This is a genomic window from Salipaludibacillus neizhouensis (genome assembly GCF_002886185.1).
In the GTDB taxonomy this organism is placed as follows: domain Bacteria; phylum Bacillota; class Bacilli; order Bacillales; family Salisediminibacteriaceae; genus Salipaludibacillus; species Salipaludibacillus neizhouensis.
On record NZ_KZ614146.1, the window covers coordinates 3,397,054 to 3,411,896 of the forward strand.

Below are 14,843 nucleotides of genomic sequence, written 5' to 3' on the forward strand. Positions count from 1 at the left end.
CACTTAGAGCTGATTCGAGCACCTCACAATCTAAAAAGAAACAAGTTTTAAAAAGACCACCTTCTATAATAGAAGGTGGTCCGTAAAAAAGAAATTATTGTTTTATTTTAAACGTCTAGCTTCGACCTTACGTGAACACACTCTTTTCAATTTGTTTCATTTCATAAAAATAGCCTTTTTTATCCATCAGTTCACTAAAAGTTCCAGACTCGATCATTTTGCCGTGCTCCATTACAATAATCCGGTCCATCTGTTCAAGACCAGTGAGACGATGGCTAATGAGGATCAACGTGTCTTCCTTTGCTTGCTCCAAAAGGTGTTGGAAGATGATAGACTCGGTTAATGCATCGACAGAGGAAGTCGGTTCATCCAACAGCCACAAACGTGAGCCTTTTAATATCACTCTCGCAATCGCAAGCCTTTGTTTTTCTCCACCGGAAAGATTTTGTCCATGCTCCAATACGCGATCATCGAGTGCAAACTTTCCAAGTTGCACTTTTCCAAGAGCCTGCAACATGGCCTCATCTGTTAACTCATCACCTGCTATAAGCAAGTTGTCACGGATCGTTCCATAAAAAAAGTGGTTGTGTTGAAGAACGATGTTTGTCCCTTTCCAAACACTTTTATTTTCGATTTGGTCAATTGATTCTCCTTGTAATCTTACGTTACCTTTTGATGCCTCATAAACCTTTAATAGTAACTGAAGTAACGTTGATTTACCAGATCCACTCGGACCAACGATTGCAGTTTTAGATCCAGCTGGGAAATTCAATGAAACATTATCCAACGCAAGTCGTTTTTCATCCGGAAATGCGAATGAGACGTTCTCCATCTCAATCGTCCATGCATCCCGGTTATCTAGTTGTTTTAATTCCTTTGGTTTTTCGGAAGACTTATTGGTATCCTGTTTTTGTCCACCTACTACCGAAAATAATCTTGATGCAGCTAGCCTGCTATCCTCATAGTGAGAAGGAAAAACCGCCATCGGTGTTGAGTTTTCAAACACAGTTAAGGAAATCATCACCAGCATAGCAAGGAATACACCATCTAACTGACCTGCCGAAACTAAGTAACCTCCTATCACCAAAATGAACCAAGATACCGTTAAAGAAACCATCTGATTCACAGAATGATTAAACAGGCCTCTCACCCCATCACGTTCTTGCTCCTCAATATAGCTATTGGATGCATTCGTGAGCTGTTGTTCTTTTTCCTTTTGTTTTTGGTGAATTTTTAGGTCAAGAAACCCGTATAAAAATTCCGTTGTCTCCGTCGATAATTCTCCTCGTTGCACTCTTAATTTACTTTCAATATTTTTTCGTTTCCAAGCAAACCAGCCTGGAACGATGACTCCTGTCAAAATAAGTCCTAATATGAGTACGATAGCTACTTCTACAGAGAAATACATTGTAAAAGCAATGGTACTTAAAAACACTATAATCATAACGATTGGCGGGTAATACACACGCAAGAAAAAGTTTTGAAGACTTTCAACATCTCCTACGATTCTCGACAATAGATCCCCACTTCTGTACTTCTGAAAAATACCGGGAACCAAAGGCTCTAATCGTTCAAAAAAATGAACCCGCAAATTACTTAAGATCGTAAATGTAGCCCGGTGGGAATAGTATCGTTCTGCATATCTGGTTAATGCTCTTGTAACACTAAACAGTTTTAGAAGAGCAATACTAACCGTTAAGACATATAATGGCGGTGTCACCGCTGCTTTGGATATTAAATAACCACTGTTTGCAAACAAGCTGACTGTAGCCATACCCGCCAGAAAACCAAACAAAATAGAGTAGAAGACGTCTTTCTTTTCCTTCATTACTAATTTCACAACTATTCCGAGCTCTTTCAACTTGCATCGCCTCCTTGCTGTACTGCTACCATCTCAGCATATTCCGGTACTTGGGTAACTAGGTCCTCATGGGTTCCAGAGGCGACTAAACTACCTTCTGCTAAAAATAGAATCTGATCTGCATTTTTAATCGTATGCAGGCGATGTGCTACAGTGATTATAGTAGAGCCTTTTGCTAATTCCTTGATAGATCGTTGTAAAATACGTTCTGTTTGAAGATCTAAACCAACAGTTGGTTCATCAAAAATAACCACGGAAGGCATCTTTAGAAAAGCCCTTGCAAGAGCTACTCTCTGCTTTTCCCCACCTGAAAGACCTCGTCCACCTTCACCAACGAAAGTATCATAGCCATCATCGAGACCTTCAACCAGTTCTGCGATACCAGCCTTTTCAGAAGCTATTACTATTTCTGCTCTCGTTGACTGACTCGTTCCACCAACCGCAATGTTCTCAGCTATCGTTCCAGAGAATAAATATGGATTTTGGGATATATAGCCAATTTGATCAAACCACGCTGATTCTTGATAGCTAAATATAGGACGACCGTCAACAATAATTTCTCCCTCAGAAGGGGAAACAAGTCCTGACAACAGATGTAGAAATGTTGTTTTACCAGCACCACTTTTCCCGACAATCGCCACTTCCTTAAATGGGGCAATTTCAGCACTAATTTCCTTTAAAGCAAATGATCCTTCACCATAAGTAAATCCAACACGTTTAAATTCGATAGAAGGTGGCGAATCACTTCCCAGCAGCCTGTTATCTCCCCATTCAACCGGCTGTTCCTCTTGTTCTAATTCTGAAGTCACTCTATTAGCAGCGCCTGTACTCCCTCTTCCAGCATGAAAAGCACTTCCCAGTTCTTTTAGCGACGTGTAATATTCTGGGGCTAACACTAACACGAAAAAAGCAGTGAAAAACGACAACTGATTATAAATGACCAGGCGTAAGCCCACTTCCAAGGCAATGATCGCCATACTTAGCATAGAAACGAACTCCATCATTAACGTCGATAGAAAGGCAATTTTCAATACATCCATCGTCGCTTCCCGATAGTTAATACTACTTTCCCGGATTCCCTCCAATTGTTCTTTCGAACGACCAAAATACTTCAACGTGGAAAGGCCCTGTAAGGTGTCGAGAAAACGACCTGAAAAAGCTGCAAGTTTTTCCATTTGTTCCTCTGACTTCTTTTGCGTTTTCTGGCCTATAATAATCATAAATATCGGAATAAAAGGTGCCGTTATAACCATTGTTAGTCCCGACACCCAGTTTACAGAAAATACCGCAATCAATATAATAATCGGCACAAAAGTTGTCTGGATCATTTGCGGATAATATTTTGTATAGAAAGCCTCTATTTCATCAATGGAGTCCATCATGACACTAACTTTTTCACCCGATTGCCCTTTTAAAGAAGCTTGCATTGGATTTCTTCTAAATTTGGCTAATAGTTCGGCTCTGAATTCTTTTTTTACAATAGAAGCCATCCGAACTCCAGTTCGACCGTTTATATAAGTAAAGAGTCCTCTGCCTAATAAAACAAGAAGTAACCCACCAAATTCCGGTAACAGCTCCGATACAGATGCTCCTTGAAGAAAAATACGATCTACGATGGTGACAATAAAATAAGCTTGGGCAACAATCATTGCTCCAAGTAAAAGAGAAGAGAAAAGCAGGATAGCTCTATGCTTTTTTTGTGCTTGTGCTTTTTCTTTGAGTTTCTTCATTATCTCCCACGATCTCCTATCAAAATTCCTGTTGATTTTAGTTGTTACTATTAGCGTATTTATATCTTTATGTAGACGAATTTTCCCTTTAGATTTATTATTCCTGTCCATATTATGACACTTAAACATAGCATTTGTGAAGTAAACTGAAAAAACACATGCCTAAATGTTAATTGGCATGTGTCCTATCATTATTTTTTTGCAAAGCTTTCTCTTTTTTTTCGTTAAGAAATTTTCGTATGTCGCTCGGATGCAACCCAAAATTTTTCGCTTTTTCCATCAGGTGAATCCAGTCAGCATCTAAATGAGATAAATTGCGTTCCTTCATCTTTCCTCACTCCCCCTATTAAACATCCTCAGCTCATAGGAAACCCGGCTGCCTTAAACATATTCTTCTTTATGTTCTTAGGCCCGTAGCTTTGCGTCGCTACCTTTCAGTAGGTTTGCCTTTGTCTATTAGAAGGTACTACTAAATTCTAGTAATTGACCATCCGGCTCTGATTTAATGTTGCGTTCTATTATTCACTATAGAATACAAAGGTTAAAATGAGGTTAAATAAATAAAATTTCGATAACTTTTTTATGACAAAAAAAGACAATCAAAAGGAGGAAATTGTCTTTTCAGAGGCGAACTTATAACCAAATCCTCGTACCGTTTGAATATATTTCGGTTTTCCCGGATCTACTTCAATTTTTCTGCGAAGATTACTAATATGAACCATGACTGTTTTCAAGTCTCCGTAACTTTCCATTCCCCATATTTGCTTATACAATTGCTCAGCACTAAATACCTGATTGGGATTTTTCACAAGAATTAATAACAATTGCTTTTCTTTTGTATATAAATCAACTAATTCTTTACGCACATAGACATCAAAGTTTTTTAAATCGATAGAGAGTTGATCTACCGACAGAAAGCGAAGAGTCGTCTGATGCACTTTAGGTGCCTGTCCGCTTCTACGAAGAATAGCTTGAATTCTGGCCTCTAGTTCCACTAGATCAAAAGGTTTTGTAATATAGTCGTCCGCTCCTGCATTAAACCCTTGTACTTTGTCTTCCGAGTCCCGCTTACAACTCATGAATAAAACAGGCACGGTCGAGGTCTCTCTTATTTTCACACAAACATCAAATCCAGTTATACCGGGCAGCAAAATATCCAGCAATACAAGATTCGGTTCCTCAGAGTTAACAAGCTCGAGTGCTTCGAATCCAGTATCAGCAGTTACTACTTTATAACCCTTTTTTTCTAAATACAAAGAAGTTAATTCACGAATCCCTTGATCGTCTTCAACAATTAATATTTTTTTCTCTCTCCTATTCATTTAATCCCCCCCTTACAGTCGAAATATTTATTTTTAGGATAAGACAACCGGTAACGAGAAAAATAAAGATGTTCCTTGTTTATTTGTACTTTCTACCCAAATTTCCCCTTTATGATAGTCGATAATTTCTTTTGTAATTGCCAAACCTAAGCCAGAACCTTTTGCTCCGCTAATATTTTGGGAACTCCCTTTGAAAAATCGATTAAAAATATGAGGAATTTCTTCCTCCGGGATTCCATTACCTGTATCTCTTACCTCTACGATCATATGAGGAGTAAAATCTCTCGTATCCTCCGATTCACTATAAAGTATTAATTCGCCAGATAAGGAAATTCCCCCTCCTTTTGGCGTATGCTTTATAGCATTGTAGATTAGATTTGCTAATACTTGATCCATTCTTTCTATATCAATAAATAGTGTTTCACGCTCATCGTCTGAACTAGTTTTAAGAAATGGTTTCTCCATCACAAGTCCACTTTGTTTCACTTCAAATTCAAATTTCTCATAAATACAAAAAAACCATTCCTTGGCATTTGCAGGGCTCATCGATAGTTGCATTTTCCCTGACTCAAACTTACTCAAGTCATATATATCCGCAATTAGACGGTCTAATAATTTTATTTTTTCTTGAGCCAAAACAAGATACTTAGGATCGTTTATATTGACATAGCCTTCCTGAACTGTTTGGATATAACCTTGTAAGAATGTTAATGGAGTACCTAGTTCATGAGATATGTTTGATAGAAGTGCAACTCTCGACTTTTCAACTCGTATTAGCTCCATATTTCTCATATCTAATTCTTCATTTTTAAACTCTAGTTCTTTTGTACGTGAAGAGACCTCCTCTTCCAGATGATCATTCATTTGAATTAATTCTTGGTTAAGTAAATCCAGTTCCTGCGCACGCTCTTTTGCTTCAATACTTGATTTTCTTAAATTTATTAATGTTCTAGTTCTAGACAGCAATTCTCTTTTATCAACAGGCTTCGTTAAATAATCATTTGCACCCAGTTCAAAAGCGGTGATTCTGTCTTCTATTTGGTTTTTCGCAGTCAGCATTAAAATTGGCAGTTCTGTTAATGAATATTGTTTTCTCAACAGCCGGCAGACTTCAAACCCCGATAACTTAGGCATCATTACATCAAGCATCACCATATCAAATTCGGCTCCTTGATCTATTAATTGGATGACCGCCTCCCCATCTGACACTACTTGTATGTTATATCCCTCCAATGATAAGTAGTTAACTAGAATTTGAATATTTACTGGTTCATCATCAGCAATTAAAACTTTCTCACCGTCATTCATAAAACTAACGTGATGCACTTCCCGAAATGGCTCCTCTTTACGTTCTTTAGAGAAAGAGCCTTCAATAGAAACAATTTCAGAATTTACATTGCTGCTTTCTTTGAAAGTAGGCAGCGTAAAACGAAAGATTGATCCTTTGCCAGTTGTTGATTCTAGCGATATTTCTCCTTGTTGAAGCTCTACTAAACGCTTTGTAATATTCAAACCAATGCCAGTGCCCTGATACGAATTATTCGTAAAATTACCGCCACGATTAAATGGTAAAAAGATGGATTCGTGATATTCTTTTGGAATACCAATGCCTGTGTCAATCACCTCAATGATTACTTTGGCATTTACCTCCTTGGCTTGGATAGTAACCTTCCCTTTTTCTGTATACTTAATTGCATTTCCAATTAGATTATAGAGAATTTGTTGGAGACGGTTTTCATCCGCTAAGATAGCTGGTATTTTTGAGTGGATATTGTTTTGTAATTGAATATCTTTTTGCCTAACGAGTGTTTCACATATTGTCAGAACAACATCCGTGATTTCTTTTAAGTGAACCTTTTTTAATGATAGATCTAAATTATTATTTTCTAGTTTTGAAAAGTCTAAAATATCATCGATCAAATGAGATAAACGGGTTCCACTTCTTTTAATCATCGAAAGATTACTGTTCATAGCATCGTTTATATCACCGGCTGCTCCTTCTTGTAAAGAAGCAGTTATACCAATAATCCCATTTAACGGTGTTCGCAACTCATGGGAGGTTACTGCTAAAAATTTATCTTTTAATTTATCATTCCGTTGTAGACTTTCGAGCATTTCTTTCTGACTCTTAATCGCATTTTTTTTAGCTTGTTCCTTCTCTAATCGCATTGTATTAATTTTATCTGCGAGGGCAAATGATAATAATATTAGTTCCAGAGAAGAGGAAAGCTGCCACGCATACTTCGTGTAAAAATTCACTGGAATGAATCCTGAATCGGCCAATATAGAAATAACAACGCCGCCAAAAAAAATTATCCATGCTAATAGGAAATAACGCGCAGGTCTAAAACCTTTCTTTAAACACATGTAAGCTCCAGCGATGATCACAATGGAAGTTATCGCGATACCGACAATACTTAAGTTCAAAGCTGTTGGATAAGATACCATAAGTATGATAATGACAGTAACAGTGAAGAGAACTAGCACGTTCAAGAGGCGATTAAGCCGCGGAATATTTTGTTTTACCTCTAAAAACGATTTTGCGAATAATATGGCTATGATGTTCGACGTACTCATAAAAAAGACAATCGAACGATTATTCCACCAAACAGCATCGGACCATATATGCTGATAGGCTAGTCCTGTAAATGCAAGATGTGTAAAGACATTTGCAACGATAAAAATGACATAATACAAATAACTTTTATTTCGTAATGAAAAGAATAGAAATAAATTGTAAAATGCCATCACAACCCCTAGTCCTACAAACATTCCGAGTATGCCATACTCAAGTTCTGATTTATCAAGAAATGATGGGGGACTATAAACAGTTAATGGAAATTGCATCGCCCCTTGTGTTTCAAACCGAAGATATATTAGTTTTTCGTGGTTGGGTTCTAAATCAAGGTTAAAGATAAAATTCCGATGATCCATGTCACGCATGTCGAAAGGGAGAAGATCTCCAGTCAGTTCGCGGCTGAAATTTAAGTTTGATTCTGAAGAATAAAGAGTCACATTGTCCAAAGTTGGATTATCTATTTCCAGTAACCAATCGTTCTCGTTTGAGTCATTTGTAAGCTGAAATTTAACCCAATAAACGGAACTCGTGTAGCTAAAATTAGGAACCACTCCATGATATGGTTGAAATTGTTCATCCAATTCTTGTGTCTGAATATCATCAAACGTCCAGTGATTTTCTTTATCCTCTAGTATTTCTACGAGACCATCTAACCGAAAACTTCCAGAAGATTCATCAAGTGTTATTACTGAGGTAGCAGATACATCTATACCAAAAATAAAAAGGAAGAGAAGTGTGAGAAGCGGCAATTTCATTGTTTTTATTCGCAAGACTTCCAGCCTCCTAAAAACTTAGTAGTTTTGATCTCTTAAACCCAATTATTGTTTTAATTAGAACAGGGAAGCCAGAAACTGATGTGCTAGTGGCAAATGCTTCCCACTACTGTGGGAATGCATCAACGTAAGACTAATAGAGACAAGTACTACTTCAAAAACAATTTATATAATAAAAAATGACAATAAGTTATAAAATATTCCATTCTGGTAGTTCTATTATCACAAGATAAATAAGGAACATCAACACATTTCTGAATTATCAAAAAAATAAAAGCAAAAAAGGCTACTTGACAATAAAAAAAGCCGCTATCAGCGGCTTTTTCCTAAATGTTAAGAATATATGCTTACCGGTTTTTTCAAGAGGAAGTTATTTATTCTCTTTCGGCAGGCACTTCGTGTTCTTCTTATTGACTCATCCATTTTGGTGGAGTGTTTTTATCCCAGTAAATATCCCCGATATTATAGTGTTCTTCAAAATCGTCGTTACTTAAATGGTAGTGAAAATTAAACCAGTAGCCTTCCTTAGGACGAATTTCCCGCCTGACATGAAACATTGCCACATCTTGTTTTGCTTGATGATCATAAACATTAAATATTTTTTCACCATAACCCGGTGTTAAGTCTTCTGTGATCTCATAAAATTGAAATTTTTCTTGACCGGCCTCTTCGAAAAGTCCAACTATGACCTCTTCTATATGGGGCAATATCGTTGTCATAACATCATTTTCAACTTTATTTACAATTTTCGGTCCAAGTTTTGTGACAGTTTGTTCTTTGGCTTGATTCGTAACCATATGAATATAGTGGTCACTGACATCGTCATCTTCATCGTCCAAACTATCAAGTTGTGTTTCTTCTATTTCACCTATATCTGGAAGGGGAGTATCTGTTTCCGGCAAACGATCGTTAGAAGAAACAACCTCTTTATTTGCTGCCTCAGCCTCTGCGTCAAGGTATGTAGGTGGAATATACATTCCAACGGTCATAAATGTTATGAGAACTACCGATAGTTTTTTCAGCCAAAGTTTCATAGGTCAACTTCCCTCCCAAAATAGATATATTCGTTACTTTAATATTAACATGTTATACGAAAAAGTCTATCAGATAATCGTATTGTAATGAAAACGCAATCTTAAGATAACTCACTGAATTATGACTTAGCAAGTAAATGTAATATCTTTATTTTACTTATATTAAGAAAAATCTTCGTCTCTTTCAAATCGATGGTTGTTTGGATGAATTACCTCTTCCTTTCCGTGGAAGACTACGAGCCTATTAGGAGAAAGACGCTCGGTTTATTGCATCAAAAGGACACTGAAAAATTAAAAAATGACCTTTTCAGTGCCCTTTTTGTTACTCCTCTTTTTTTATTGTATCCGTAGCTAAAAGCATAATCGTCATGTCATCCATAGGCGGGTTATGAAGGCCCGCTCTTATATCACGGTAATATCGTTGTAGAGGATTTTTCATAGAAAGACTTTTCGCCCCTACTATTCGCATTGCTAAGTCAACAATTTCTATTGCTTGATTTACTACTGCATGCTTGACCGCACCAAGTTCTGCTTTCATTTGTTGCCGGGTTTCATGATCAGATTCATCCCATTTGGTCGCCATTGAAAAAAGGAAATGCTCACTTTGAAGTCTTTTCAATTCCATTTCTCCAATTTTCTGTTTTACATTCGGAAGATCTGCAATGGTCCCTTTAATACTATTAGGTGAATAGGACTTAGCAAAGTCTATCGCGTATTGTTGGGCAGCTTCGGCAATTCCTAAGTAACAAGCCGGAATATGCAAGAGCCATCCATTTGCTGCTTTACTTCCTATATTTATATTTTCGACGAGAAGTTCTTTTTTTATCGAAACGTTTTGAAGTACTAAATCATTACTAGCTGTGCCTCTCATTGCTATAGAATCCCATGTTTCCTCGATTGAAAGACCCTTACTTTCTCTAGGAATTAGAAAGTTTCCCACTTCATCTGTCCCTTCTATCGATGCACTTACTCCAAAGTAGTTTAGAACAGGAGACATTGTCGTAAATGTCTTTCTTCCATTAATAATCCAAGTGTCCCCATTATCTTTAGCTGTGGTTTCCGGCTTCCCACCTCGAGTCGGGCTTCCTGTTGCAGGTTCCGAAGCAGCATTGTTTAAAAGAGCGCCATTATCAATGACATCTTTACAGAACGCTTCATAGATCTCTTCCTTCCAAGATTGTTGCTCGTGTAAATGTTTGACGAGGCCCATGTGCCAACCGATAGAAAGCGAGGTTGAGCCATCACCTTTACCAAGAATTTTCTGAAATTCAACTAATAGTCGTAATGAAATTTCTTCTCCGCCGTATTTTTTAGGAACTGTTAAAGATGTATAACCTATTTCCCTCAAGTCTTGAATGTTTTTACGAGGGAAACTTCCTTCTTCATCATGTTTCCAAGACCTTTCCTGGAATACTTTAATTTTGTCTTTTAACATGTCTTTCATTTTATCTGCCATAGTACCCCTCCTTGCATTAAGATCAGTTTCCATTTGCTGAGTATTTTCTAATGGTTTTAGTATAACTAAAATTGATACAAGAAACCTAATAGAAGCTTTGTTAGTTAAGTAAGTGCGTAGTGTATTTTGTTATATACTGCGTGATTTTTCGCCACCCCGGGTAGCTCCTCTAAATCGCATCTAGGTGCTAGACCCTCCAATATATTCAATAAAAATAAATGAATAATTGTACTATCACTTTCTAGGCACATGTTGCATATAACACAGTAGACAATATTACGGAGAGGAATGTTTAGATGTATCCTTATCGTTACTATCCAAATCCTTATCCTGTTTACCGGCCGGAAGATGTATATCCTCCTGTAGAAATCGATATTTTTCAACAATCCTTGTCTACTTCTCAGAGCTTGCTTCAGCATGGAATGACATTGATAAACGGGTTTTCTTCTGAAGCATTTATTCAGCAGTTTATGAATGCTGCTCAAGCCGGAAAACGTGAAGAGGTTCATCGAATCATTCAGACAATAGGAGTGCCTATAGATATAGAGACATCCTTCAACCCGAGTGGCATTACCTTTACACTGCGTGATAATCAAAATGATTCGCCTTGTTGTCGGTTAAAGCTTTATTTAACATGGGGAAGATCCTTTAGATAGTGTTTAAAAACAAAGCTACACGGGCAAATTTAATTTAGTACGATATTTTGAAGAAGGCTTATTTCCTAGCTGTATTGATTACATCTTATAGAGGTGCTCTAAGTCGCTACTGGCGTCCACTTTTGTGGTCAAAGCTTCAGCCTTCTCGGGATAATCGCCCTATGTGGATTGTGGGGTCGTTGCTATCCCTGCTGGAATTCTTCGCCTTTCGTTTTCTTCAAGTTTATTCATAAAAAAAATCGCCTTTTGAAAAAAAGAATTAGGAGGAAATTGAGATGGATAAGTATGATTCTTTGAATGGAAAAGTTGCTCTTATTACTGGTGGAGGTTCCGGAATTGGAAAAGCCTCTGCTGTATTTTTAGCTAAGCAAGGAGTTAAGGTTTGTTTGGTCGATTTAAAGGAGAAATCGGCTGAAGAGACAAAAGCTGCTATAGAAGATAATAAAGGAGAAGCATCTATTGTCGAAGCAGATGTTTCTAAACCCAAGGAGTTAGAGGTCGCTTTTAAAGAAACAGTAAATCAATATGGCCGCCTGGATATAGTTTTTGCCAATGCTGGCATAAATGGTACCGTTGCCCCCATTGAGGATCTTCAACCGGAAGAATGGGATGAAACGTTGACAACGAATTTAAAAAGCACATTTCTTACATGCAAATACGCCATTCCTTATTTAAAAGAGAACGGTGGCAGCATTATTATCACAAGTTCTATTAATGGAAATCGAGTTTTTTCCAGCTTCGGAATGTCAGCCTACAGCAGTAGCAAAGCTGCTCAGGTAGCCTTTGGAAAAATGGCAGCATTAGAACTAGCAAATTATCGCATTCGTGTCAACATTATCTGCCCAGGTGCAATAAAAACGCATATCGGTGAAAATACTTTTCCGAAAAAGGACAAGCTAGAAAAAATTAAAATTCCCGTTGAATATCCCGAAGGAAGTCACCCTCTTGAGCATCATTCAGGTAACGCTGAGCAAGTAGCTAGTCTCGTTTCCTTTTTAGCATCAGACGCCTCTAGTCATATAACAGGAACGGAATTATTTATTGATGGTGCAGAATCACTGCTGAGATGACAAAAGCCATAGCCGTGAAGGTTCTTTCCGAAAAGTTTTATAAAGACTTATTAAGGCAGTATTATACCAAAAAAATCCTCTTCTGTCTCAAGAAGTAAGAAATATTAAACCAATTCCCATTTCAATTACCTCCTTTCGTTAAATTCGTTTATACTATGATTAGTAGAACTTCTAAAATTAAATGAATGACTAATAAAGTATTTTCAACTTCACGAAAGGAGTTTTTCAGATGGCTGCAGCAGAAAATAGACATTGCAAACACCGGATAAGAGCTTCTTACCACTCTTTCCGGGAAAAAGAACAAAGAATTGCTGATTACATTCTGGCCCACCCTGAAGAAATTATTCATTCAACGATAAGCCAAGTTGCTGAAAAACTTCAGGTAGCAGAGGCAACCGTCTTTCGTTTTTGTAAGCACATAGGTTTTAAAGGTTACCAAGCGATGAAAATAGCTTTAGCCTCAGAAATCGTCACGGGAATGAAAGACATCCATGAAACTATCCAAGAGGGCGATGACGAACAGCTTGTAGCAGAGAAAGTATTCAAGGCTAATATACGAACATTAGAGGAAACATTAACAATTATCGATGGTAATAATTTCAAAAGAGCTGTAGACATGATCTTAAACGCTAATCGCCTAGAGTTTTATGGAAATGGAGGTTCTGGTGCCATTGCCCTTGATGCTCATCACAAGTTTATGCGCACCGGAATCCCTTGCATTTCATATAGTGACTCGCACTTTCAGGTGATGTCGGCATCTCAGCTTACGGAAAAAGATGTCGTTGTTTTAATTTCTCATACTGGAACGAACCGGGATATTCTTGATGCCCTGGAAATAGCAAAAGAACAAGGAGCGATGACGATCGGCATTACAACACTTGCAAAATCACCACTCAGCCAAGGTGTTGATGTAGCATTGTATACGGTATCAGAGGAAACTGATTATCGTTCAGAAGCACTTTCTTCGCGTCTAGCGCAGCTTACATTAATTGATGCTCTTTACGTCAATGTGAGTATGCAAAGAAAAGAACTTATGAAGAAATCTTTAACAAAAGTGCGAAAAGCTATTTCCGCTAAAAGAATCTAACTGACAACGCGTTTAAAAGATGTGCAACAGTAAAGTTGCACATCTTTTTTCTTTTTATAACTCTTCTTTTCTTTATCTACATTAAGCTGTTTCTAAAGACTCCTTTTTTCTTTCAATTCTATTAATCGCAAGAAGTGAACACCATAAACTCAATGTAGCGAATCCGCTTCCAAAGTAGAACATCGTTAACCCAGGTAAAAAATTGAAAACATAATAAATGGCGCTAACTCCAACAGCCATAAAAATAATAATATGTGGATTGATTAATGCAATGTAAAAAGCATGTTTAAAATAGTGGCTAAATTTCAAATCATATTGGACATAAATAGGTAGAATGATAAAGACGGTTGCAACATAGCATACAGCGATAAGTACCAGGGCAACAGAAAGGAAACTATGAAGATAACCTTCGATCGATCCTAAATACAAAAAATCTATATAAAGAATATATCCTGTCCCACCAAGAATAACTCCTAGTATATTCGACTTTAAGAATTCACTTTTAAATACTCTTGTAAATGTTTTAAAAATAGGAACTTGGTCATCTTTCACGATTAATTTTCTTATAATTGTAAACATCGCCACTGTTGCTGGCATGAATCCCAGTACAATACCTCCTAAAAAGGTGAACAATATCCATAGTAAATTGATATATGCCAGCCTCATTAACCAATCAGAAATAACATAAAGCGGTGTATCGGTCCAATTTTTCTCCACCTTTGTTCCCCCTTCAGTTAGTTATACATCTCCCCTAGTATTTCTAACCCAAACTCATTAACAGGTCTATCCTTCATCATGACAGCTATGAAAGAAGAGGCGTGTTCAACATTCAATCCCTCGAATAGTGGCGAATCTGCATCTAAAGGGATTGCAAAAAGATGCTCTTTGCCCGTATTTTCATCCACTTCTATAAATTGATCGAAGTTATCTCCTAAAGATTCCTTATCAACAATCGAATCTAGTGGATGTAAAATTACTGAGTCAAATATTATAGGGTACATTGAGTTTTCAACAATATAAATATCACCGTCTCCTGCAACCATTTCCACTGTGAGTTTTTCTGAGGAAGGAAGAAACATATGCACATCCGTTGTCTGGTGTTCGTGACTCGAGGTGCCTCCCTCAAAAAAAGAGACGATATGATCATGTAAATCAAATGGAAGATCAGTGAAGAACATGATGTCTAACGTGTGAACACTTTTTTCTTTATCTCCACACCCTGTTATAAAAGCAAAAGAAACAACGATAATCAATAACTGTACTGTTTTTTGCATGG

Annotated in this window: 12 protein-coding genes and 1 riboswitch; of the genes, 3 read left to right on the top strand and 9 right to left on the bottom strand. The window is 37.2% G+C overall.

Annotation, left to right across the window (positions count from 1 at the left end; genetic code table 11):
* Positions 1-127 precede the first annotated feature (127 nt).
* From cydC to CEF18_RS15995, 7 genes are all read right to left on the bottom strand, one after another.
* Positions 128-1,861: a thiol reductant ABC exporter subunit CydC gene (gene cydC, locus CEF18_RS15965; RefSeq protein WP_110937381.1), complete on the bottom strand. Its 1,734-nt coding sequence runs from the start codon at positions 1,859-1,861 to the stop codon at positions 128-130.
* Entirely contained in the window at positions 1,858-3,591 is a 1,734-nt protein-coding gene (gene cydD, locus CEF18_RS15970; protein ID WP_110937382.1) for a thiol reductant ABC exporter subunit CydD, read from the bottom strand. The genes cydC and cydD overlap by 4 nt, the downstream gene beginning before the upstream one ends.
* A gap of 169 nt (positions 3,592-3,760) precedes the next feature.
* Positions 3,761-3,919, bottom strand: coding sequence for an anti-repressor SinI family protein (locus tag CEF18_RS15975; protein ID WP_110937383.1), 159 nt, complete (start codon positions 3,917-3,919; stop codon positions 3,761-3,763).
* 35 nt (positions 3,920-3,954) lie between these two features.
* Positions 3,955-4,049, bottom strand: a riboswitch (cyclic di-GMP riboswitch).
* Positions 4,050-4,190: 141 nt separating this feature from the next.
* Positions 4,191-4,913, bottom strand: a complete 723-nt coding sequence (locus CEF18_RS15980) for a response regulator transcription factor (protein WP_110937384.1) — start codon at positions 4,911-4,913, stop codon at positions 4,191-4,193.
* Between the two features lie 33 nt (positions 4,914-4,946).
* Entirely contained in the window at positions 4,947-8,261 is a 3,315-nt protein-coding gene (locus CEF18_RS15985) for an ATP-binding protein (RefSeq protein ID WP_110937385.1), read from the bottom strand.
* Positions 8,262-8,671: 410 nt separating this feature from the next.
* Positions 8,672-9,298, bottom strand: a complete 627-nt coding sequence (locus CEF18_RS15990) for a YpjP family protein (RefSeq protein ID WP_110937386.1) — start codon at positions 9,296-9,298, stop codon at positions 8,672-8,674.
* A gap of 322 nt (positions 9,299-9,620) precedes the next feature.
* The gene (locus CEF18_RS15995; protein WP_110937387.1) at positions 9,621-10,754 is read right to left on the bottom strand and encodes an acyl-CoA dehydrogenase family protein; all 1,134 of its coding nucleotides are present in this window, start codon (positions 10,752-10,754) and stop codon (positions 9,621-9,623) included.
* Positions 10,755-11,050: 296 nt separating this feature from the next.
* Here CEF18_RS15995 and CEF18_RS16000 point away from each other — a divergent pair, with 296 nt between their 5' ends.
* From CEF18_RS16000 to CEF18_RS16010, 3 genes are all read left to right on the top strand, one after another.
* Complete coding sequence (locus CEF18_RS16000) at positions 11,051-11,410, top strand: hypothetical protein (RefSeq protein WP_110937388.1); 360 nt, start codon at positions 11,051-11,053, stop codon at positions 11,408-11,410.
* 275 nt (positions 11,411-11,685) lie between these two features.
* Positions 11,686-12,480: an SDR family oxidoreductase gene (locus CEF18_RS16005; RefSeq protein WP_110937389.1), complete on the top strand. Its 795-nt coding sequence runs from the start codon at positions 11,686-11,688 to the stop codon at positions 12,478-12,480.
* 229 nt (positions 12,481-12,709) lie between these two features.
* On the top strand, positions 12,710-13,567 hold the full coding sequence (locus CEF18_RS16010; RefSeq protein ID WP_110937390.1) for a MurR/RpiR family transcriptional regulator: 858 nt from the start codon (positions 12,710-12,712) through the stop codon (positions 13,565-13,567).
* Between the two features lie 81 nt (positions 13,568-13,648).
* On the opposite strand, the gene CEF18_RS16015 is transcribed toward CEF18_RS16010, so the two are convergent.
* Positions 13,649-14,284, bottom strand: a complete 636-nt coding sequence (locus tag CEF18_RS16015; RefSeq protein ID WP_110937391.1) for a YesL family protein — start codon at positions 14,282-14,284, stop codon at positions 13,649-13,651.
* A 17-nt stretch (positions 14,285-14,301) separates the two neighbouring features.
* On the bottom strand, positions 14,302-14,841 hold the full coding sequence (locus CEF18_RS16020; protein ID WP_223292329.1) for a type 2 periplasmic-binding domain-containing protein: 540 nt from the start codon (positions 14,839-14,841) through the stop codon (positions 14,302-14,304).
* Positions 14,842-14,843: the final 2 nt, after the last annotated feature.